Genomic DNA, 20,313 nt, shown 5'->3' with positions numbered 1-20,313 from the left:
GATCCAGACCGGGAAGGGCGGGCCGGAGGGCGTCTCAGCAGCCACTATCACTTCCCCGCCCGGCGTGGGCGAGTCGAGCGGGGGCCTTGCCGCTCCCCCGTTTGCCGCTGCCGCCGGGACGCCGGCCGGGAGCTCGGCTCCGTCAGCGGGGGACGAGCCGGAGGGTGGAGTCGCGCGACTGCGCGGCCCCGCACACCGCCCGGCCCGGTGTGCTGGAGGGGTGCTCGGTCAGCTGTCCAGGCGCCGAGCGCTCAGCCACTGGACCATCGCCGGGTCGTGGTGGTCGAAGAACAGCGACGACCCGGTGTCCAGGGTCGCGATGGCCGCCATCTGGTCGTGCGTGAGCTCGAAGTCGAAGACCTCGATGTTCTCCGCCATGCGCTCGGCGCGCACCGACTTCGGGATGGAGGCGACGCCCCGCTGGACCGCCCAGCGCAGCACGACCTGCCCCACGGACTTCCCGTGGTCCCGGGCGATCCCGCTCAGGACCTGGTTGGTGAACAGACCGTTCTTGCCTTGGGCGAAGCCGCCCCAGGCCTGGATCTGGACCCCGTGCTCACGCATGAGCTCCTGGTCGGCGGTGCGCTGGAAGAACGGGTGGGTCTCGATCTGGTTGACCGCGGGCGTGATGTCGTTGTTGAGGACGAGGTCGAGCAGCCGGTCGGGGTAGAAGTTCGCGACACCGATCGCCTTGGCACGGCCCTCACGGTTCAGGTCCTCCATGGCACGCCACTGGCCGTACACGTCACCGTAGGGCTGGTGCATCAGGTACAGGTCGAGGTAGTCGAGGCCGAGCTTCTTCAGCGACGTCCCGAAGGCCCGCTTGGTGTTCTCCTCACCGGGCGCGTCCTGGACCCACAGCTTGGTGGTGACGAACAGCTCCTCGCGCGGCACTCCGCTGTTCTTGATCGCGCGGCCGACGGCCTCCTCGTTCTGGTACGCGGCAGCGGTGTCCAGCAGTCGGTAGCCGGCCGCGAGAGCCTCGGTGACCGTCTGCTCGGTCTGCTCCGGCGGGATCTGGTAGACGCCGAAGCCGAGGATCGGCATCGCGATGCCGTTGTTCAGGGTGACGTGCTGCATGAGGGATTCCTTCCGCGCGGGACGGGGTGCGGGGCATGGACCGCAGGCCGGTCAGTGCTCCGGCACGGCGGGATCTCCGTACTCGGACGGCGTGAAGTCGTGAAGCCCGCCGGTACTCACCTTCGCGCCCTTTCGCCTCCGGTGGCAGGCCGAACCGTGCCGGGGGGTGACGATCGGGGGGAGTGACAGGGCCCCCACACCCAGCCCCTCCGTCATCGACGCCCTCGCCCGCGCCCTGCTACTGGACGATGCCGAACACCAGCACCTGCTCGAGCTGGCCGCCCGAGCCGCCCGCTACACCCCCGAACCGCCTCCCGCCCCGAGCCGCACCGTGCGTCCGCACCTGAAGCTGCTCCTGGAGACGATGCGCCCGAACCCGGCCCACATCGTCAGCCGCAGCATGGACCTGCTCGCATGGAACCCCCGGGGGTCTGGCCCTGTACGCGGGCCTGGACGATTGGCCCGCCACCCGGCGCAACCTCGCCCGCTACCTCTTCCTCCACCCCGCCGCCCGCGAACTGTTCCCTGACCGGACGGTTCAGGTCCGCGCCTGCGTCGCCCGGCTGCGCGCCCTGACCGGAGGCCGAACCGGTGGAATCGGCAGGAGCATCCCGCAGGGGCACGAGGCGGCGCGCACGTACACGGCACTGCCGCGGCCCGCGCGCAACCAGTACGGGGAATCAGGCCGCCACGAGCTCCTGCTCGCGGTCCGGCGTCTTGACCTTGGGCTTCTTGTTCGGCAGTGAGAGCCGGAAGACCTTGTGCCACGCGGAGAACACCTGCTTGGGCAGCGGCCCGGTGACGTACTCCAGCTCGTACTTTTCGAACAGCGCGCGCACCTTCACCGCGACCTCGGCGTAGCGGTTGCTCGGCAGGTCCGGGAACAGGTGGTGCTCGATCTGGTGCGACAGGTTGCCGGTCATGAAGTGCATGGCCCTGCTGCCGCTGATGTTCGCCGAGCCCATCATCTGGCGCAGGTACCACTGTCCGCGCGTCTCGCCCCTGATCGACCGGCGCTCGAAGACCTGCACGCCCTCGGGGAAGTGCCCGCACATGATCACCGAGTGGGACCAGATGTTGCGGACCAGGTTCGCCGTGAACGTGGCGGCGAGCGTGGTGAGGAACGACGGGCCCGACAGCAGCGGGTGGATCACGTAGTCCTTGAGCACCTGCTTGCGGATCTTGCGGCCCACGGCCTTGGCCCGCGCGCGGAACTCCGGGTTCCCTCGGCGGCGCTTGTGCAGGTTCTTGCCGAGCTCCAGGTCGTACGCTGCGATGCCGTACTCGAAGAAGCAGGCGTTGAGGAAGTTCCACAGCGGCTGGCCGAGGTGGAACGGGTGCCACCTCTGGTCCTCGTCGACGCGCATGATGCCGTAGCCGAGGTCGTTGTCCTTGCCGATCACGTTGGTGTACGTGTGGTGCAGCTCGTTGTGCGAGTGCTTCCACTGCTCGGACGGCGAGACGTGATCCCACTCCCAGGTCGTGGAGTGGATCTTCGGGTCACGCATCCAGTCCCACTGGCCGTGCAGGATGTTGTGGCCGATCTCCATGTTGTCCATGATCTTCGCCACGGACAGACCGGCGGTGCCGATCAGCCACGCGGGCGGGAAGATCGAGAACAGCAGCACGCCCCTGCTGACCAGCTCGAGCTTGCGCTGCGCCGAGATGACCTTACGGATGTAGGCGGCGTCCTTCTCGCCGCGGCCGGCGATCACCTCGTCGCGGATCGCGTCCAGCTCGCGGCCGAGCTCCTCGATCTGCTCCGCGGTCAGGTGGGCGGTGGGGTCGATGGAGGTCAAGGTGCTCCTACCGTTCGATGTCGCAGGGGCCCGCCGCGGCGGACACGCAGGTCTGGATGAGGACGCCCGGCTCGGCCTCGGTGATCTCGCCGGTGCGCAGGTCGCGGACGGCGCCCGCCTTGAGCGGGGTGACGCAGCCGAAGCAGATGCCCATGCGGCACCCGGAGGGCATGAGCACGCCGGCCTCCTCGCCGATGTCCAGCAACGGCGTGGCGCCGTCCGCATCGACGGTCCTGCCGGTGGCGCTGAACGTGACTTCGCCGCCGTCGCCGGCGACGACGATGCCGGGGCGGAAGCGTTCGGTGTGCAGGCGCTCTTGTACGCCGTGCGCGGTCCAGTGCTCTTCGGCGGCGTCGAGCAGGCCCGCGGGCCCGCAAGCCCAGGTCTCACGCTCGGCCCAGTCGGGCACGAGTTCGTCGAGACGGGCGATGTCGAGCATGCCGTCCGTGTCGGTGTGCACCTCGGTGAGCCGCAGCTTCCTGTCCGCGACCAGGTCGTGCAGTTCGTTGCGGAAGATCACGTCTTGCGGCTGTGGCGCGCAGTGGACCATGACGACGTCGTCGATCTCGACGTCACGCAGCATGCCCATCACGGGCGTGATGCCGCTGCCGGCCGTCAGGTACAGCACCTTGGCGGGCTTGGCCCGCGGCAGCACGAAGTCACCGGTCGGCTGGTCGAGCTGGATCAACGTGCCCGGTTTCGCCCCGCGGACCAGATGGTTGCTGACCTTGCCGTCCGGGATCGCCTTCACGGTGATCGTGACACGCCCGTCCTGGCGGTTCGTCGGCGAGGTGATGGAGTAGGCACGCCACAGGCGCACCCCGTCGACGTCGACCCCGATCCGCACGTACTGACCGGCCGTGTGGCCGCGCCAGCCCCGTCCCGGCCTGATCACGATGGTCGCGGCGTCCCCCGTCTCGGGGTGCACGGCCTCGATGCGCCCACGCAGGTCAGCACCCGCACGCAGCGGGCTGACCAGGTCGAGGTAGTCCGACGGCAGCAGCGGCGTCGTGACCATCTCCAGCAGTTTCCACGCCCTGCTGCGGAGGGCTGCACTCGTCATGGCTCCAGCTTGCTCTGCCTCAAGGCGTAAAGTCCTGACCGCAGGACGTAAATCTGGTCGACTGAATTGTTCGCAGGGAACAAAACGTGAGCCATGCAATCCGAAGGGCCAGCGAGCTGGCCCTGGACGAGACGACGGTCACCGCACTGCGGGCCGCGCTGAAGACCACCGCCGACGAGGTCGTCCAGGCGATCATCGACGAGGTCCATCCCTACGCCAACGCCCTTTCGGGCCGCATGGGCGGCACCATCCGCCGAGCCGTCCGCACCGCCCTGGGGCACTACCTGGACCTCGCGAGCGGATACGCCACGGGCGGCGACGCCAGTGACGCCGGTGACGCCGCCTACGAGCTGGGCCGCGGCGAGGTGCGCGACGGCCGGTCGATGGACGCCCTGCTCAGCGCCTACCGCGTCGGCGCCCGCGTGGCCTGGCGATGCCTGGCAGCGGGTGCCGTACCCGCCGGTCTGCCCGCCGCCGAGGTCGCCAAGTTCGCCGAGCTGACCTTCGCCTACATCGACGAGCTCTCCGCCGCGAGCGCCGCGGGCCACGCCGACGAACTGGCCGCCCGGGGCAGGGCCCACGAGCGCCACCTGGAACACCTGGCACGCGATCTCCTCGCCGGCGCGAGCCCGGACGTGCTGCTTGCCTCTGTTCAACGGGCCGGATGGCAGCCTCCGGTTTCACTGACCGCGGTCCTGCTGCCCGCCGCCCAGGCCCGGCCTGCCTACCGCGCGCTCGAACCGAGCACCCTCGTCCTCGATGACCTGCCGGACGTCACCGGTGTGCTGCTCGTCCCCGATGCCGACCGATCACGTCTCTTGCGGCAGCTGACCGACCGCAACGCCGTGGTCGGCCCGGCCCGGCCATGGACTCGTGCGTCCGCCTCGTACGCACGAGCCGTACGCGCGCGCTCCCTCTCCTCCGATATCCGCGACACCGAGGACCATCTGCCCGAGCTGGTGCTGAGCGCTGACGCGGACGCGTTCGCCGACCTGCGTGCCCGATCACTCGCACCGTTGCGGACCTTGCCCGTCGCGACCGCACGGCGGCTGGAGGATACGTTGCGGGCGTGGCTGCTGCACCAGGGCAGGCGGGAAGAGGTGGCGGCGGCGTTGTTCGTCCATCCCCAGACAGTCCGGTACCGGATGTCGCAGCTACGGGAGCTGTTCCCGGATCTCGCATCGCCACAGCGGGTCCTTGAACTGACGCTGGCGGTCGGCATCCGGGTCAGCTGAAGCGGAGTTCGCAAGCTCCTGACCTCACGGGTCGGGGCCCGCTGCCGGGCAGGCCCGCCGGGGCCCTCCTCACGGACGCCGCCCGCCGCACGCCTCCCTCGATGCCGCCGTCTCCTCTTCACGGAGGCTTGACCGGAGTCACGTCGCTCTCGACGCTGCACAGTCAGCGCCAAGTCGGCACGGGAGCCGGCACGGGAGCCGGCACCACACCCCCAAAACAGCCGTGACTGCGCCATTCCGGCATGGTCTTCCCACCCGCACCCGGAGGGGTCCGAGGGGATCCTCGCTGGAACGCGGTGCGCCACACTGCACCCGGTCAGTTGGGCACGATGGCCACGCAGCCGTTCCGACCATCTCCGCCGGGCCCTGCGGAGATGCTGCCGCCTCCGACGATGGCGCTGCCGCCTCGCGGCCCTTCCCGCCGTTTTCGGCGCCCGCGCACAGGGGTGAGGTCGGCCGGCTGACACCGCCGGCACCGCCTTGCAGATCACCATTGTTCCCAGCGCGCCCGTTGCCGGCGCCGTTGACGGTGGCCGGCGCACGGCCCTCCTGGATGCTGTTGCCGCACAGCACCGGCGGGTTGACCCAGGAGATCCGGCCCGTGTCGCCGAGGACGCACCCGTCCCAGCCCAGCCCGGCCCCCTTGGGGCACCGGGCCTTGGCAGGCGGCGTCCAGGGTATTTTCGGAGCGCCCATTTAGGGCGATATCGTGGGATTTCGGGTGGCTTGGTTCCACTAGCGTGGGCGGGTGGCTGAGCGATTCGTTTCGATTGTGGTGCGCCGTGGGGAGGGGGCTGTGCGCCGCCGGGTGGGAGTCGGGTTCTCCGCGATCGCCTGCGCGGCGGCCGTGACGGGTGTGGTCATCGCGCTGGCCGAGGGGAGCGCGCACCGCGTGCTCGCCTACTTCACGATCCAGAGCAACATCCTGGTCGCGGTGACCTTCGCCCCGCCGGTCCTTCGCGTCCGGGCGCGCGGCCCGTGGTGGGAGCCCCGGTTCGCGGGCGGGGTGCTGCTGGCCGTCCTCGTGACCGGGCTCGTGTACCACCTCTACCTCTACGAGTTCGGAGCCGAAGAACGCGGCGGCGCCATCGCGACCGGGTCCGTGGACTGGCGGACCGTCTCCTGCCAACTCCTGCACACGGTCACCCCGATCAGCGCGACCGTCGCGTGGGCGCTGCTGACCACGCCGGGCGGCCTGCGCCCGCGCCATGCCGCCCAGTGGCTCCTCTACCCGTTCGCCTACCTGATGTTCACCCTGCTGCGCGGGGAGCTGCTGGAGCCCGGCGCGCGGGCCCGGTACCCCTATCCGGTCCTGGACGTGGCCCGCTACGGGTACGCGGTCGTCCTCGGCAACAGCCTGCTCTTCGCACTGGCCTTCTCCACGGGCGCCTTGGCGATCCTTGCCGTGGACGGCCTCCTCGGAAGGCTACGGGGTGCCTGTGATCCGCAGGTCCGTCTCCGGCTGGGAGACGGACCACCCCGGCGCTTGGAACAGGACGGCCAATCGACAGGGCGAAACCTGTTCGAGTGAAAGTCTGCCCGCAGCGCCCCGCGCCCACGTCGGAGGGGGGTGTGGTGAGTACATCCACAGGTGCACGCAGCGGGTCCCGCACCACGCGGGGCCCGTCGTTCCCCGCTGTCGGCCACACTCCGAGGCCCGCGGCCCTCCGGAAGGACCCCCGTATGACCCGCCGAATCATGACCGCCGCAGCCGCACTGATCCTGGCCACCACCCTGACGGGCACGCTGGCCACCGGGTCGGCGCAGGCGGAAGTGGTGCCGAACGTGTGCGGCGGGAAACTGACCGACTACGTAGGCGCCAGTGACCTCGTCCTCCCCGACAAGCCGTTCGTCGGCACGCTGTCGACCAACGGCACCGTGGTGGACATGACGGTCACTCCGGTCTTCCTGACCGCCAATGTCCTGCGGGTGGAGATCGGCACCGGCGATTCCGGCAGGGTCAAGAGCGGCAACTTCTCCCTGGCGGTGGGCGCCAGTGGGCGCGGACAGATCAATTTCTCCGTCGTCGACGGTGCGGCCAGCAGTACGGACGTCAACTGCGAGTCCAGTTCACTCACTCCGACGCGCGTCACCCAGCTGATCGGCGTGATCAAGTTCAAGAACGATCCCATCGATTCCAGGTTCACCGTGAGCCGCATCTGACCCTGCCACCTCCCCCTCCCCCTCTCCCTCCCGCTGAGGTGTCGTCGGCGGGGTCTCCGCCGGCCGATCCGGCTTCCGTGCGTGACGTGGGCCTCCAAGACCCGGTTGTGGTCTTGGAGGCGATGCTGACGGGGATGACCTGCTGCGGCGACCTCGGTGCCGACGAAACCGGATGCGGCACACAGCCAGTTCGCGCTCGGGCTCAAGATCGCTGGGCCGTTCGCCGATGACCATGACGGGAAGATTCCGCTGCTTGGGCTGCGGCCGCCTCACACACCGCCATCGTCTGTCGGAGGTCTCCGCCGTGTCCACCGATCCACCCCGTCACGCATGGCTATCCGGGACGGGGCGCCGACTACTCGCCGTCGCGACCCTCGTCCTCGGTCTCGGGGTCGGAGGGACGATCGCGTTCGTCGGCGCCGACGCCCGTGGGCCCGCCGGAGCAACCGAGGTCACCGTCCTGACCCGCAATCTGTACCTCGGCGGGAACATTTCGCGCCCCCTCAACGCCACCCGGGGAATCAATGACCCCGACGCAGTTCTGGCAGCCTTCGCCCACGCCAACGATGCCCTGCGCACCATCGTCGATCAGACGGACTTCCCCTCACGAAGCAAGCTCCTGGCCGCCGAGATCGCGGGCGGCGCACCCGACCTTGTGGGGCTCCAGGAAGTGGCTCTGTGGCGGTCCGGCCCGCTGGAGACGGATCAGATGGGTGTCGCCAACGCGGCCACCGTCGACTACGACTACCTCGCACTGCTGCTAACCGACCTCAATCGCTTGGGGCATCCATACGAGGCGATTCAGGTGCGGCAGGAATCCGACGTGGAAGGTCCTGCCTTCCAGGGCACACCGGGCACCGCGAGTCTGAAGGCACCGCGCGATGTACGGCTGACCCTGCGCGATGTCATCCTGCGCCGCAGTGGCTCCCCCGTCCGTGTCGAGGGGGTGGGAGGCGGCACTTACCGGGCGCGACAGGACATCTCACTGGCAGGCAGGAGGATCGCTTTCCTCCGCGGATACGGCTTCGCCGACGTGCACCTGGGTGACCAGCGGTTGAGGTTCATCAACACCCACCTCGAGTCACAGTCCTCCCTCACCGCGCTGGACCAGGCGCACGAGCTGCTTGCCGGGCCCGCCGCCATCGCCGGCCGAGCCGTCGTCATCGCGTGCGACTGCAACTCCGACCCCCTCGATCACACGCGCAAAGCCGGCGACCCCACGCCGCACTCCGCGACCTATGACCTGATCACCGGCCAAGGGCGGTTCACCGACCAATGGCTCCTGCTCTCGGCCTCGAATCCCGGCCACACCGCCGGATTCTCGGAGCAGGTCAACGACTCCGACACCCGCAAGGTTGATCACCGTGTGGACATGGTCTTCGCCAAGGCCGCCGACGGGTCGGCCCTCACCACCGCCGACGGACGCGTCACCGGGCTCGAACACCGGAGCCCCGAAGGACTGTGGGCCTCTGACCATGCCGGAGTCCAGTTGCGCCTGCGAACCTGACACCCGGCTCTGCGGCACCCCATCGACCTGCAAGCCCGCTGCAACCCCCAAAGTGGCAACACCCGGCAACAGATCTCGTCCGGGTGTCGGCAAAGACGACCTCCGCCCAGACCGTAGGCAACGGGCTGCCCTTCCCGCTCTGAGTTACGGGTCATCAGCCTGCCCGCAAGGGGCGGAGGGTCGCACCCTGAACGTGGCGTGCACCCAGGCCGCCCTGCAGGCCGCCATCAGCACGGCCAACGGCAACGGCGCCACCGTCAACCGCCAGTCGGGGACGTTCCGCAACCTCACGGTCAACGGCGGCAACCTCACCCTGCGCACGGCCACCCTCAGCAACGGTGATGCCGGTGGCAGCGCGATCGCGCCCGGCGCCGGCGGCGGCATCGTCGTCACAGGCAACGGCGTCCTGACCGTCAACAGCAGCACGATCCGGAACAACCAGGCCAACTTCGGCGGCGGCCTCAGCGTGTTCAACGGCTCCCAGGCCAACGTGGGCACCACCACCGTCCAGGCCAACGCCGCGAACCAGAACGGCGGCGGCATTCACAACAACGTCGGCACCGTCACCCTGCTCGCCACCCGCTTCAGCTCCAACATCTCGAACAACTGCCTGACCAGCCCCAGCCCGGTCCCCGGCTGCACCGGCTGAGCCGTGCGCCTCACCCGGCCGCCGTCGACGCGGGCTCCCGGCACCCGGAGCGGGTCCGGGTGCCGGGAGCCCGGCCTCTCTACCGCAAGCGTTCCCCAGCCGGTCGGTGGGGGAAGACCGCGGGCTACACTCCGGCGCAGTTGGTGAACGTCGGCCTGGTCCGGGCGCTGTAGATGCTCGCGCCTCCGTTGACGTCGTACTTCAGTGGCACCGTGATGGTGTCGTCCGCGGTCCAGGGGAAGCCCTGGGTGTCGAAGGTCCAGGTACCCGTGGCCTTGGTGGCCAGCTCCGACAGCGTGACCCACCCGTACTGGCGTGGGGGCACGCTCACGGTCAGCTTGTTGCCCATCTCCTGCTTGAGGTCCACCGTGGTGGCGCCGTTGACCTCGGCGGTGACGGCGAGCTCGAGCGTGGCGAGACCGGCGACGCTGCCACTGACTTTCAGGCTTCCGTCCAGTTTGAAGCCGATGGTGTTGCTCCACCCCGTGGTCGTGTTCAGCGTGAACTCCCACGGGATCGTGGTCGAGGTGTCGTTGAACCAGATCGGGGAGACGCAGGTCTCCGGCAGCGTGAAGGGCGGTGTCTGGCTGGCCGTGGACCACGAGCAGGTCGCGGAGTCCTTGTTGCACCGGGCGGCCGCGTAGTCCACGGCGGAGTTCCACGCCGTCTGGTAGACCGAGGTGGGCACCGTCCACTGCTGGTACGGCGTGTTGTCGCAGCGGTAGGTGTACACGAAGCTGTCGGTGTTGGGAGGGAGCTGGACGGTCAGACAGGTGTTGTCGCCGACCTGGCGGATCCTGAACGCCTTCTTCGCCGATCCGTCGATCGGTTGGAAGTACCACTGCTCGGACGCGCGTCCGTCACAGGGCTGCTGGCGCAGTTGGTAACGGGCCGTGGTCAAGTCCATGCACTTGCCGGTGGTGGTGTTGACGATGGCGAACCCCGAGCCGAAGGCGGTGCCCGTGTTGATGCGCCACGTCGTGGCAGACCCCGGCGCCGGGTTGACGGAGATGAACGCGTTGTCCTCGTAGTCGCCGTTCTGGACGTCCAGCAGCTTGTTGTTGCTGACGTTGGTGAACGTCAGCTGGACGAGTGCGGCGCTGGCCGGGGCGGTGCCGACCCCAATTGCTGCGCCCAGCATCGCGGCGATGACGAGCGCCGCCCGCCACAGCGATCTTCTCTTTCCGGCTCTGGTTCTGGTTCTGGTAGTGGTGCTGGTCACGCGCTTGGTCCTTTCATGATGCGTATTCCGGTCGACGACAGGCGGCCGATTCTTCGGGCAGCGCTCCGCTACCTGCGGAATTTCTTGAACGCGCCCTTTACCGCCGCGCCCGCCATGCGGACGCCTATGGCGCCGGCGACCAGCGCCGCCTCAGGGCCAGGCGGGGCGTGTACGACGTGGTCCAGCCCCTTCCCTCGTGCGCCGGCATCCTCGATGGTGTTCTCGATCCCTACTTTCTGATCCGACACGCGCTCGATCGCGTTGCGTTCCCCCGAGCCGTTGACTTTGCACCCCGGGCACTCAGTGAAGGGGCTGGGACCGTGAATGGGGCACGCGGAGTTGTGGACGAGGAGGTAGTTGGCTCCGGCTCGGACGTGGTAGGTGTGGATGCCGCTGACGCTGAGGTTGTAGACGGTCTGGTCGGCGACCTCACCGCGGTCGTGGATCGTGGTGACCTGCACGGCCGCGATGCTCGACGGGTCACGGATCAGGTCGCCGGTCCTGAGGTCCCCGGCGTTCACCCAGCCTCGGCCGTGGACCCAGAAGGGGTGGCCGGCGGTGGCGGTGATCGTCGCCTGTCGAGAGCCACCGAAATCGATGTCGATCAGGTGCTTGGTGCCGTGGCCGACGATGACTCCCGCGACGGGCTCACCGGCGGTGACGTCCGTGGCCGGGTCGGTGGCCTTGACCTGGTCGCCTTCGTGGATCTCGCTGATCGGTTTCGTGCTGCCGTCGGCCATCTCCACCAGGGTGTCCGGGGAGAACGAGTTGCCGCCGCACTTCTCGACGGCCGTGACGGCCTTGCCCAGGGTCGAAGCCTCCTTGGCGGCGTTCTTGGCCACGGCGCCGGCGAGTTTGCCGCCGGGGATCATGCCGAGCGCGTCCGCGGCCGCGGCGGCCTTGTTGCCCTGGGCGAGTTGGCCGGCTGCGGCCAGCCCGGAGGACACCGTGCCGATGGGGCCGGGTACGTAGGCCACCACCTCGGCCGCGGTGGTCGCGACGTGGACCACCGACTTCCAGCTGAAGGTCCCTGCCAGGTCGAGGCCGTTGATGGGGTCGGCGTTGACGTAGTCGTAGTCGTTGGCCGATCCGCCCGCGACCGGGTCGATCTGGAGGAAGCGGCCCAGGACTGGCAGGTAGACGCGGGCGCCCATCTCGATGGCTTGTTGGCCGGCCAGGTGCTCCACGGGTCGTTCGTGCTGGCCCAGCCACCCGAAGTCCATGCCGCCGGCGGCGGTGGCCGGGATCGGGATGTCGGCGAAGGCGCCGGTGGTGGGGTCGATGTTCTGGCCGAACGGGTCGTACAGGTGCAGGGCACCCGTGCGGGCGGCGGTGCCGTCGGCGGTGAACAGCACGTCGCCGTGGATGTTGGGGTAGGACCAGTTGGTGGTGGCGGCCTTGTCGTAGTTCTTGGTCAGCAGCACCCCGCCGGGCAGGGCCACGATCCGCTGCAGCAGAGCGCCGTCCTTGTCCAGGACCAGGTCCGCGTCGTCGTGCTTGGAAGTGTAGGAGTAGCGGGTGGTCCCGTTCTTCGACATGTCGGAGGCGCCGGCGACGGTTCGGCTGGTCAACCGGTCGGCCGGGTCCCGGGTGTAGGAGATGGCGGTGCCACCTGCGGTGGTGGTGGAGACGTGGCGCTTGGTGGAGTCGTACCCCAAGGTGTCGCCGCCGATCTTCGCGGTATTGCCGCGGGCATCGTAGGCGAACGCCAGCGCGAGGCCGCCGCTGGTAGAGGTCAGCCGGTCGGTGGCGTCGTAGCAGTAGTTGGTGGTGACCGCGGGGGCGCCGTTGAGGCTGTCGGTGGACGCGGTGCGGTTGGTGTTCATCCCGGCGTTCTTGGCGGCTCCGCACCCGTCGGCCGGATCGAACCGGTAGGTGAGCTGGTGGTGCGGGACGGTCGCGGCGACGAGCCGGCCCATCGCGTCGTAGGTGTAGGAGTAGGCCGCGCTGGTCTTGCCGTCCTCCGTCACCGCGTCGTCGGTGATGCGGTTGTCCCGGGAGCGGATGACGGTGTCGACCACGGTGGACGCCACGGTCTTCCACGTCAGCGCCGTGGGCTTGCCGGAGTCGTTGCGGGTCAGCGAGTCGAGGCGGGATCCGTTGCCGTAGGCGACCGTGGCCAGTTCGGCCGCGGTGGTGTAGGTGGGGGTGGCGACGACGGTGCCGTCGACCTTGACCGTGACCAGCTGGTTGGCGGCGTTCCAGGCGTAGGACACGGTGCTGGACACACCCTTGACCGTGGTCGTGTCGTTGGTCAGCCGGCCGACCTGGTCGTAGGTGGAGACCGAGGTGACGCCGTTGGCGTCCGTGTAGGCCACTTCCTGACCGAGCAGGTCGATCACGGTGGTGATCGACCCGTTCGCGTCGGTAGCCTTCGAGACGAGCGGGTCACCGCCGACCGCGCTGTCGTAGGTGACCGTGCGCGCCGGCTTGTCCCCGAAGGCCGGGAAGACCCTCTTGGTCGCTTGCCCGCGCGCGTCGTAGCTGGTGCAGCTCCACAGCTCATCGTTGACGCGCGAGGCGACGATCCGGCCGGCCTCGTCGTAGACCGTCTCGCTGGTGAGCGCCGGTCCGGTGCCCGGCTTGGCTCCGGTGACCGTCTTGGCCATGCCGCCCTGGTTGGCGGCCGGGGCGTTCGGATCGCACGGGTTGGTACGCGTCTCGGCGTCCCCGTAGTAGGTGGTGGTGCCGCGCCGGTCGGAGTTGGTGACGTCTCCGGCCGGTAGCGCTTCGGCCAGCTTGCGCAGGTACCCCGTGCCCGGACGTTCATAGGTGGAGCGGGCGGTGAGGTTGAGGCCGCCGGGGTCGGCCGTCGCGGACACCTGGATCCCGTACACCGGGTCGATGCCCGCGGCCGGGTCGGCATAGCCGGTCGCACCGCGCTTGGACGGTGCCCGTTCCGTGGCGCCGCCGGAGGTGTCGTCGGTGGTCGTGCTCGTCGCCCAGTCGTAGCGGGGGGCGAGGTTCGTGCCGGGCACCGGGGCCGGGGTGCCGGCGCCGGGCGGGGTCCAGGTGAAGGCCAGTGCGCCGGTCGTGCCCGAGCGGTTGTAATAGTCGACGCGGACGCGGTGCCAGCTGCCGGCCGTGGCGTTGGTGTATTTGCCGGTGACGGCGGTGGAGGGCTTGTCGCCCCAGCTGTCGACGGTCAGGACGTCGTCGACCCACAGGCGGACTCCGTCGACCGCGGTGAACCCGAGGCCGTAGTCCCCGGCGGCGGGGAACTGCATCTCACCGGTGAACCGGCCCGACCAGCCGCCGGTGTTCGCCACCGGCGGGCTCGCTCCCCACGACCGTGACAGCGCCCCGTCCGTGGCACCGACCCCGGTGGCGAACTCCTGCGGCACGCCCGACAGTTCGGGGTTGTCGTAGAAGGCGGCCGACAGCCCCGCCAGTCCGTCGTCGTAGGTGGTGCGGGTGTGCGGCATCTTCTCCGCGCAGGCGGGTTTCGGGGTCTGTCCGTCGAAGCAGGACGCCGGTGCGGGCCCGTACTTGTCGACGGGTCGGTCGGCGTGGTCGTAGACCGTGGTGGAGCGCCGGCCGGCGCTGTCCATCGACGCGGTGGCCTGGTCCTTCGCGTTCCACTCCGCGGAGATGCTCGCCCCGGTGAAGTCGGTGCTGATCAACGCGCGGCCCGCGTCGTCGTACGTGACGGTGCGCGATCGGGTGGAGTCGTACACCCCGGCCAGGGCCACGGTGGCCTGCTTGCGTTCGAGGTAGTACTGGTAGAAGTGCTCGGCCCGCTTCTCGCTCGAGCGGCCGTCCGGGGCCGGGGCCAGTACCTGGACCGCGCGCAGGGCCGGCGGTTCCTGGGGCTGTTCGATCACGGAGTCGTAGCCGATCACCGTGCAGGCGGCGGCCGTGTCACTGGTGTTGGTGCACCCGTTCTCCTCGGACGGGGCCTGGCGGGCCACCCAGTCGTAGGCCAGGCTGCCGCGAAGGGTGGCCAGCGGCCCGATGCTGTCCAGGGCCTTCTGTTTCTCCTCCTCGTTGTCACCCGCCTGGTCGTAGCGCTGCTTGGCCGAGGCGCGGCCCACGTAGTCGAAGTCCTGCATGGTCGCGCCGGAGTTCTCGATCCGGGCCAGGGTGTCCATCTGGTACCACAGCCGGGTCTCGCTGCCGTCCCAATACCGGATCCGGCACAGCATCTGCGCCGGAGCCGGGTCCGAGCCCGGCGGGCGGGTGACTCCGCCGTAGCAGCTGTCGCTGCCGTCGGTGTTGTAGAAGAGCCCGTGCGACCGGCCGGAGACCGGGTCCTTGATCTGGGTCAGCCGCGGCGGCGTCCCGCTGTAGAGGTACTGCAGGGCCGCGGGCTTCTTGCCGTCGAGGACCGATTCCACCGCGGCCAGCGTGCCGTCGGGGTTGAACACCGACACCGTTTCGCCCTCGGTGACCGTGATCCGGCCCGCGCCGTCGAAGGCGAGCACACCGTCCTCGTTCGCCGGCGGCGTGAAGCCGCCCGTGGAGACCTTGGCCCAGGTGTGCTTGCCACCGGCGGAGTCGGTGAGCACGACCGAGCCGTCCAGCATCTCGGCGTGGCTGTAGCCGCTGGACTGCGCCGACAGCGTCCACCCGCCCGGCAGCGACTGCGAGTCCGCGGAGAACAGCCACTCCGTCGGTACGATCCGCGGTTCGAGATTGTGAGTGCGCTGGTCATCGGCGCCGACGCTGCTCTTGGCCCAGAGCACCATGCGGGGACGCTGGTCGGTGTGGTGGTACAGCTCGACGCGGAGCGGCACCAGCTGACCGGCCTTCAGCGCGACTTCGCTGTTCCGGTGCGGGCCGGGCAGCAGGAAGTCGTCGCCGGGATCGGCGGGGTTCGGATTGTCGTACACCAGCTTGTCGCCCAGCCAGACCCGCGCACCGTCGGTGTGCGCGCCGCCGAACCGGAAGTCGCCGGTCACCGGGGCCTTGAACTGGCCCTCCCAGCGCACGACGAACCAGTTCTTGTCCAGTGCCGGCGGCATCGGGTTGTCCCGCCACGGCAGGTTCTCCGGGTTGCCGGTCCACGTGGTGCCCCAGTCCAGGTTGACCTGCGATTCGCCTCGCACCATCACCGGGATGGCGGCCGGGGTACCCGCGTGCCGCGGGTCGTTGAAGTACGAGGCGCGCACACCGTGCGGCGCGCCCTGCCGGGAGTTGTAGGCGAGGCTCACCCCGGCCGATCCGCCGACGGTCGGGAACGACGGCCCGGCGGCCTCGACGTGCGCGTTGCCGTTGAACAGGTTGACCGTCACCGGCCCGAGGTGGTCGGTGGGTGCCGGTCCCGGATCTCCCACCCGCTGGTTGACCGTGAAGTGCCCGACCCACAGCGGCGCCGTGGCGTCCGTGTCGCCGGGCATCGCGGTGGCGGCCGTCCAGGTGTAGCGGCCACCGTCGTGCAGCACGTGCTTGGGGACCGTCCACTGCGGCTGGTCGAGGCATCCGGAGTCGACCACGCTGCCCGAGCGGCCGTCGAACCCGGTGGAAATCTTGAAGCAGTACAGGACGCCGTCACCGGCCGCGGCCACCTGCAACACGGGTGTCTCCGTGCCCACCACCGCGCCGTCGACCGGCGAGACCAGACCGGTCTGCGGTGCGACATCGGCATCGGCATCGGCGCCGGCTGCGGCGCCGCGCAGCGCCCTTCGCGCGTCGAACCCGGCGTGCTTGCCGGTCGCCAAGGGCGCGAAGTCCGCCTTCGGCTGCTTCGGCTCGGCCTGCGGTCCTTGCGGTGCCCGCTTGCCCGGCGACCGAACCGACAGGAGCGGCAGGTTCCGCGGCACCTTCCTGGCCCCCGCCGGCGCTGCCGACGCGGAGGGCAAGCCCCCCGCCTGCGCCAGTGAAACCACCAAGGCCATCGCCAGCGCGAAACCGATCATCCGCAACCACGACCGCGCCGATAATCGCGCTCTGCTCTTACCCCCAGGCACCAAGACCCCTCCATCCCGGTCGACGTCCGCCGGAAGCGCGATCCTCCGTCCCGCCACGACCGTGGGGGCGCGTTCCGGGCCGAGGCGGGAACCTACCGGCCGGCCGGCGGGCTGGGATTGGATAAAATTGACCTGCCCTCAGATAGGCCGAATGGCCACCCCTCCGCGCGCGCGGTCGACGGGCTCGGGCAAGCCCCGAGCCCGAGCCGGCAGCCCCGGTGTGACCTCCGTCGCGGCCGCCCTGACGGCTCACCTCGCTGCGCAAATCCCGGCGCACAACCGAGCCGCTCAGCACCGTCCTGATCCGGACAGACGGTGATCACGCCGGGGCGCAGCTCTGTCGGACTCGGCGGTCACCCGGGAATCCTGGCGGAACCCGACAGGAGTCGGCGGCGTGCTCCAGGTCCCGCTCGGACTGGAGCCTCAGCTCCAGGTCCCCGGTGCCGTGGTGGCCGAGCAGCGCCTCGTCCAGCGCCACGGCGAGTTCCGCCGTGCCCCATGTGTGCGGCGGTCGTCGAAGTCGGCCGCCGCTCCCCGCAGGCTCGTCGGCCCGCCCGGCCCCGTGGACCGTGGACCGTGGACCGTGGACCGTGGACCGTGGACCGTGGACCGTGCGAGGCTGAGGTGGTGAAGGCTGAAGTCATGAGCGCGGGATCCGACCGCCGCCTGGTGCTGCTGCGCCACGCCAAATCCGCCTGGCCGGAGGTCGCGGACCACGAGCGGCCGCTCGGCCCGCGCGGTCTGCGGGACGCGCCCGTGGCGGGCCGCTGGCTGCGCGACGCCAGCTGCGTGCCCGCACTGGTCATCTGTTCCACCGCCCGGCGGACCCGGGAGACCTGGGCGCTGGCGGCCGGACAGCTGGGCACCGAGGTCCCGGTGCGCTACGACGAGCGGGTGTACGCCGCCGAGCCGGAGGAACTGCTCGAGGTGGTGTCCGAAGTGCCCGGGGACGTGGGGACGCTACTGCTCGTCGGCCACAACCCGGGCCTGGAGGAGCTGGCCATCAGCCTCGCCCGGAAGGCCGTGGCCGCCGCGGAGACCGAAGCGATCGAACGGCTGTCCCGGAAGTTCCCGACGTCCGCGATCGCGGTGCTCGCCTGTCCCGTTCCCTGGCAGGAGCTCGCGCCGGGCTCGGCCCGGCTGACCGACTTCGCCGTCCCCCGGGGCACCGCCCGCTGACGTACGCCACGGGCCCATCCGCCCGGGTGCACGAAAGCCCGACAGTGCCTCACGGCACCCCGCCGATGCGGGCGACCAGGAGCGCGACGTCGAACGCGGCGAACAGGTGGTCAGGCCATTCGGGACGTAGTCGCGGCTCCGCCGCTCGGGCATCCCCGGCGTTACCGGAAAGACCGGCCAGGACCGGTCCAGGTCCTGGATCTGGGACTCCTGGTCCCGCGAGGGGACTACCGCACCCTCGGGCGGCTTGAAGTACGGCCGGCGACGTCGTACACCTCCTCCACGAACGGCGGGTCCGCCGACAGCTTTCACGTGTCGGTCAGACCGCAGCATCCATAAGCCGTGGTCATCCCAAGCCGCCCCAGCACGGGCCGAGGCAGCAACGGCTGCACGAGTTCCCGCTCAGCGTCAGACAGTTCATGGCCACGTATCACCCGACCATGATCCACAACGCAAGATCACTTTGACGACAGACCCCAGGTGCGTGCGGCGCGATCACCGGTTCGAGCCGTGTCCGCCACCCCTCGCCCGCACCGGTCGGAGCCGGCTGCGTGAGGAAGGACGGAAGTCCCGCCTCCAAGTCCCCCTCGGCGGGGACCGTCAGGAGCGCGGCGTGCGGGTTGAGGTGGCCGATCAGCGCCGCAGCCCCGGACACCCACCGGCCGCTTCCGCCCGTCGGCGTAGGAACGATCAGCGCGTCCGCCGTCTCGACCTGGCGGGCGGCGATCTCAGCCGGGGTCGTGGGAGTGACACTGCCTGAGCCGCCCCAGAGCGGCACGGCCGGGTGGACGCAGCCGAGGTCGGCCGCAAAGAAGGCCGGGTCGACCGGCCAGGACCGGCCCGGGATCATAGTGGTCCCCGAGGGAGCTCACGCCGATCCGGGGCCACCACAGTTCCACCAGGAGCGGTAGGACCTCCAGCTCCTGTGGCAGGGCGAGGATGACGTGGGGCCGTGCCATCGTCCGCCGGATGGCCAGCAGTTCCTGGCGGAGGATCACCACCGGATCGCCGGTCGCGCCCCGCGGAAGGTCTTCCCGCAGCTGCGTACCGCGCCGGAGGTGAACCGCTGCATCACCGGATATCCGCTGCCCCGGTCCTGGACCGACACGGCCAGCACCGTCGCACGCGGGCTGGCACGCAGCAAGTGATCCACCACCAGGCCTCGGACACCAGGGGTGTTGCCGGCGACCACGCCCAGCAGGCCCTTGGACGATCGGCTTCCCATCAGTTGAGGTGGGCGACTTGCTGCGGCGCGGGTGCTGGGCGCAGGCGGGACGGCAGGGTGCCGTCGTCCGGCATGCCCGCCCGCAGCCATACGGCGACGGATTCGGCGTCGGTTCCGTCGGCCATCGACCATCGGCCCGATGCGTACGGAACGCCATGGGGCTTGCGGTCCGGGGTGCAAGGCTGGACCGCGCCATGCGGACCGGCGGTGCGGCGGCACCGCAGGAGGCTGACCAGGCATCCGGTCGAGACCATCACCCGTATTGGCAGTCACGGACGACCTGGCGCAGCCGGTCGATCACCTGACCACTCCCCGGGTTCTTGCAGTTCACACTGACGACCAGGGTGAACGGTCGTGTCGACCGGTCCGGCGATCCGCGGTTAATGGACCCTCCCACGCTGCTGACACCACTTGCCGCCTCCCCGGCGTGCCCACATCCCGCCGGAGACGTGGGCACGTCGGCCTTGCCCTGCTACCGGCTCACCGGCCTACCAGGACGACTTGGTGACTCCGGGAAGGAATCCGGCGTGCGCCTGTTCGCGCATGCGCACCCGGGACAGCCCGAACTTCCGGAGGTGTCCGCGGGGCCGGCCGTCCACGCTGTCCCGGTTGCGGACCCGGGTGGCGCTGGCGTTGCGGGGCTGCTTGCGCAGTTCTGCCCGTGCGGCCGCGCGTTCGGTCTCCGTGGAGGACGGGCGTCGGATGGCCTCCTTCAGTTCGGCGCGCCGGGCGGCGTACCGCGCGACGACCGCCTTGCGCTTCTCGTTCTGCGCGATCTTGCTCTGCTTGGCCATCAGACCTTCACCCCCCGGGCGCGGATCCGCGCCACGGCGGCCTCGAGACCGATGGTGTCCACGGTCTTGATCGCCTTGGCGGAGAGCTTCAGCCGCGCGTACCGGCCCTCGCTGGGCAGCCAGTAGCGCTTGCTCTGGACGTTGGGGTCGAAGCGGCGGGAGGTGCGCCGGTGCGAGTGGGAGATGTTGTTGCCGAAGCCCGGCTTGGCGCCGGTCAGTTGGCAGTGGACGGACAAGGGGTTACCTGCCTCTCGTGAGGTGTTTCTTGTTGATAATGGGTTTCATTGTCATATGCTAGCGCCATGACTCGCACCGAAGTACGCCCGATCGTCAAGCTCCGCTCCACGGCGGGGACTGGTTACACCTACGTCACCCGCAAGAACCGGCGGAACGATCCGGACCGCCTGGTGCTGCGCAAGTTCGACCCGGTGGTGCGCCGGCATGTCGACTTCCGCGAAGAGCGCTGACCCCCCGTCCCCCTGCCTGAA

At 69.9% G+C, this 20,313-nt stretch carries 18 protein-coding genes and 1 pseudogene; 8 read left to right on the top strand and 11 right to left on the bottom strand.

Annotation, left to right across the window (positions count from 1 at the left end; translation table 11 throughout):
• Nucleotides 1–228 precede the first annotated feature (228 nt).
• The gene (locus OG904_RS30425; RefSeq protein WP_405496432.1) at nt 229–1,080 is read right to left on the bottom strand and encodes an aldo/keto reductase; all 852 of its coding nucleotides are present in this window, start codon (nt 1,078–1,080) and stop codon (nt 229–231) included.
• Between the two features lie 199 nt (nt 1,081–1,279).
• On the opposite strand from OG904_RS30425, the pseudogene OG904_RS30420 reads away from it, so the two are divergent.
• A pseudogene (locus tag OG904_RS30420) lies at nt 1,280–1,661 on the top strand (transcriptional regulator); the annotation flags it as partial.
• A gap of 99 nt (nt 1,662–1,760) precedes the next feature.
• Here OG904_RS30420 and OG904_RS30415 read toward each other — a convergent pair.
• Together OG904_RS30415 and OG904_RS30410 are read right to left on the bottom strand one after the other, a co-directional pair.
• On the bottom strand, nt 1,761–2,879 hold the full coding sequence (locus OG904_RS30415; protein WP_405496430.1) for a fatty acid desaturase family protein: 1,119 nt from the start codon (nt 2,877–2,879) through the stop codon (nt 1,761–1,763).
• A gap of 7 nt (nt 2,880–2,886) precedes the next feature.
• Nucleotides 2,887–3,942 (bottom strand): ferredoxin reductase, encoded by a 1,056-nt coding sequence (locus OG904_RS30410; RefSeq protein ID WP_405496428.1) that lies wholly within the window; start codon nt 3,940–3,942, stop codon nt 2,887–2,889.
• An 86-nt stretch (nt 3,943–4,028) separates the two neighbouring features.
• Between OG904_RS30410 and OG904_RS30405 the strand changes: the two genes are divergently transcribed.
• The 5 genes from OG904_RS30405 to OG904_RS30385 all read left to right on the top strand — a co-directional run bounded on the left by OG904_RS30405 (nt 4,029) and on the right by OG904_RS30385 (nt 9,496).
• On the top strand, nt 4,029–5,177 hold the full coding sequence (locus OG904_RS30405) for a PucR family transcriptional regulator (protein WP_405496426.1): 1,149 nt from the start codon (nt 4,029–4,031) through the stop codon (nt 5,175–5,177).
• Between the two features lie 796 nt (nt 5,178–5,973).
• Nucleotides 5,974–6,708, top strand: coding sequence for a Pr6Pr family membrane protein (locus tag OG904_RS30400; RefSeq protein WP_405496425.1), 735 nt, complete (start codon nt 5,974–5,976; stop codon nt 6,706–6,708).
• A gap of 167 nt (nt 6,709–6,875) precedes the next feature.
• The gene (locus OG904_RS30395; protein WP_405496423.1) at nt 6,876–7,340 is read left to right on the top strand and encodes a hypothetical protein; all 465 of its coding nucleotides are present in this window, start codon (nt 6,876–6,878) and stop codon (nt 7,338–7,340) included.
• A 304-nt stretch (nt 7,341–7,644) separates the two neighbouring features.
• The gene (locus OG904_RS30390) at nt 7,645–8,847 is read left to right on the top strand and encodes a hypothetical protein (RefSeq protein ID WP_405496421.1); all 1,203 of its coding nucleotides are present in this window, start codon (nt 7,645–7,647) and stop codon (nt 8,845–8,847) included.
• 193 nt (nt 8,848–9,040) lie between these two features.
• Nucleotides 9,041–9,496 carry a hypothetical protein gene (locus tag OG904_RS30385; RefSeq protein WP_405496419.1) on the top strand — a complete coding sequence of 152 codons (456 nt, stop codon included), beginning with the start codon at nt 9,041–9,043 and terminating at the stop codon, nt 9,494–9,496.
• 124 nt (nt 9,497–9,620) lie between these two features.
• On the opposite strand, the gene OG904_RS30380 is transcribed toward OG904_RS30385, so the two are convergent.
• From OG904_RS30380 to OG904_RS30370, 3 genes are all read right to left on the bottom strand, one after another.
• On the bottom strand, nt 9,621–10,718 hold the full coding sequence (locus tag OG904_RS30380) for an RICIN domain-containing protein (protein WP_405496417.1): 1,098 nt from the start codon (nt 10,716–10,718) through the stop codon (nt 9,621–9,623).
• 68 nt (nt 10,719–10,786) lie between these two features.
• Nucleotides 10,787–16,480, bottom strand: a complete 5,694-nt coding sequence (locus tag OG904_RS30375) for a PA14 domain-containing protein (RefSeq protein WP_405496415.1) — start codon at nt 16,478–16,480, stop codon at nt 10,787–10,789.
• Between the two features lie 466 nt (nt 16,481–16,946).
• Nucleotides 16,947–17,105, bottom strand: a complete 159-nt coding sequence (locus tag OG904_RS30370; protein ID WP_405496413.1) for a hypothetical protein — start codon at nt 17,103–17,105, stop codon at nt 16,947–16,949.
• Nucleotides 17,106–17,269: 164 nt separating this feature from the next.
• On the opposite strand from OG904_RS30370, the gene OG904_RS30365 reads away from it, so the two are divergent.
• A complete protein-coding gene (locus OG904_RS30365) occupies nt 17,270–17,806 on the top strand; it encodes a SixA phosphatase family protein (RefSeq protein ID WP_405496411.1) in 537 nt (178 codons plus the stop codon).
• A gap of 430 nt (nt 17,807–18,236) precedes the next feature.
• On the opposite strand, the gene OG904_RS30360 is transcribed toward OG904_RS30365, so the two are convergent.
• The 5 genes from OG904_RS30360 to rpmB all read right to left on the bottom strand — a co-directional run bounded on the left by OG904_RS30360 (nt 18,237) and on the right by rpmB (nt 20,061).
• Nucleotides 18,237–18,656, bottom strand: coding sequence for a hypothetical protein (locus OG904_RS30360; RefSeq protein ID WP_405496409.1), 420 nt, complete (start codon nt 18,654–18,656; stop codon nt 18,237–18,239).
• Nucleotides 18,657–18,800: 144 nt separating this feature from the next.
• A complete protein-coding gene (locus tag OG904_RS30355; RefSeq protein ID WP_405496407.1) occupies nt 18,801–19,031 on the bottom strand; it encodes a hypothetical protein in 231 nt (76 codons plus the stop codon).
• Nucleotides 19,031–19,156: a hypothetical protein gene (locus tag OG904_RS30350; RefSeq protein ID WP_405496405.1), complete on the bottom strand. Its 126-nt coding sequence runs from the start codon at nt 19,154–19,156 to the stop codon at nt 19,031–19,033. Before OG904_RS30350 ends, OG904_RS30355 begins: the two co-directional genes overlap by 1 nt.
• Nucleotides 19,157–19,519: 363 nt before the next feature.
• On the bottom strand, nt 19,520–19,825 hold the full coding sequence (rpsN, locus tag OG904_RS30345; protein WP_405496403.1) for a 30S ribosomal protein S14: 306 nt from the start codon (nt 19,823–19,825) through the stop codon (nt 19,520–19,522).
• Nucleotides 19,825–20,061 carry a 50S ribosomal protein L28 gene (gene rpmB / locus OG904_RS30340; RefSeq protein WP_405496401.1) on the bottom strand — a complete coding sequence of 79 codons (237 nt, stop codon included), beginning with the start codon at nt 20,059–20,061 and terminating at the stop codon, nt 19,825–19,827. Before rpmB ends, rpsN begins: the two co-directional genes overlap by 1 nt.
• Nucleotides 20,062–20,127: 66 nt before the next feature.
• Between rpmB and rpmG the strand changes: the two genes are divergently transcribed.
• Complete coding sequence (rpmG, locus tag OG904_RS30335) at nt 20,128–20,292, top strand: 50S ribosomal protein L33 (protein ID WP_405496399.1); 165 nt, start codon at nt 20,128–20,130, stop codon at nt 20,290–20,292.
• Nucleotides 20,293–20,313: the final 21 nt, after the last annotated feature.

The organism is Streptomyces sp. NBC_00096, assembly GCF_045041305.1.
Lineage (GTDB): Bacteria > Actinomycetota > Actinomycetes > Streptomycetales > Streptomycetaceae > Streptomyces.
Note: the sequence above shows the minus strand (reverse complement) of the source record. Positions and strands in the feature narration are given on the sequence as shown.

What these genes read in the sequence shown, in the direction of transcription:
- OG904_RS30425 (WP_405496432.1), bottom strand. Translation starts at nt 1,080, where the DNA reads ATGCAGCACGTCACCCTGAACAACGGCATCGCGATGCCGATCCTCGGC.
- OG904_RS30410 (WP_405496428.1), bottom strand. Translation starts at nt 3,942, where the DNA reads ATGACGAGTGCAGCCCTCCGCAGCAGGGCGTGGAAACTGCTGGAGATG.
- OG904_RS30395 (WP_405496423.1), top strand. Translation starts at nt 6,876, where the DNA reads ATGACCGCCGCAGCCGCACTGATCCTGGCCACCACCCTGACGGGCACG.
- OG904_RS30365 (WP_405496411.1), top strand. Translation starts at nt 17,270, where the DNA reads ATGAGCGCGGGATCCGACCGCCGCCTGGTGCTGCTGCGCCACGCCAAA.
- OG904_RS30360 (WP_405496409.1), bottom strand. Translation starts at nt 18,656, where the DNA reads ATGATCCCGGGCCGGTCCTGGCCGGTCGACCCGGCCTTCTTTGCGGCC.
- OG904_RS30355 (WP_405496407.1), bottom strand. Translation starts at nt 19,031, where the DNA reads ATGGGAAGCCGATCGTCCAAGGGCCTGCTGGGCGTGGTCGCCGGCAAC.
- OG904_RS30350 (WP_405496405.1), bottom strand. Translation starts at nt 19,156, where the DNA reads ATGGCCGACGGAACCGACGCCGAATCCGTCGCCGTATGGCTGCGGGCG.
- rpsN (WP_405496403.1), bottom strand. Translation starts at nt 19,825, where the DNA reads ATGGCCAAGCAGAGCAAGATCGCGCAGAACGAGAAGCGCAAGGCGGTC.
- rpmG (WP_405496399.1), top strand. Translation starts at nt 20,128, where the DNA reads ATGACTCGCACCGAAGTACGCCCGATCGTCAAGCTCCGCTCCACGGCG.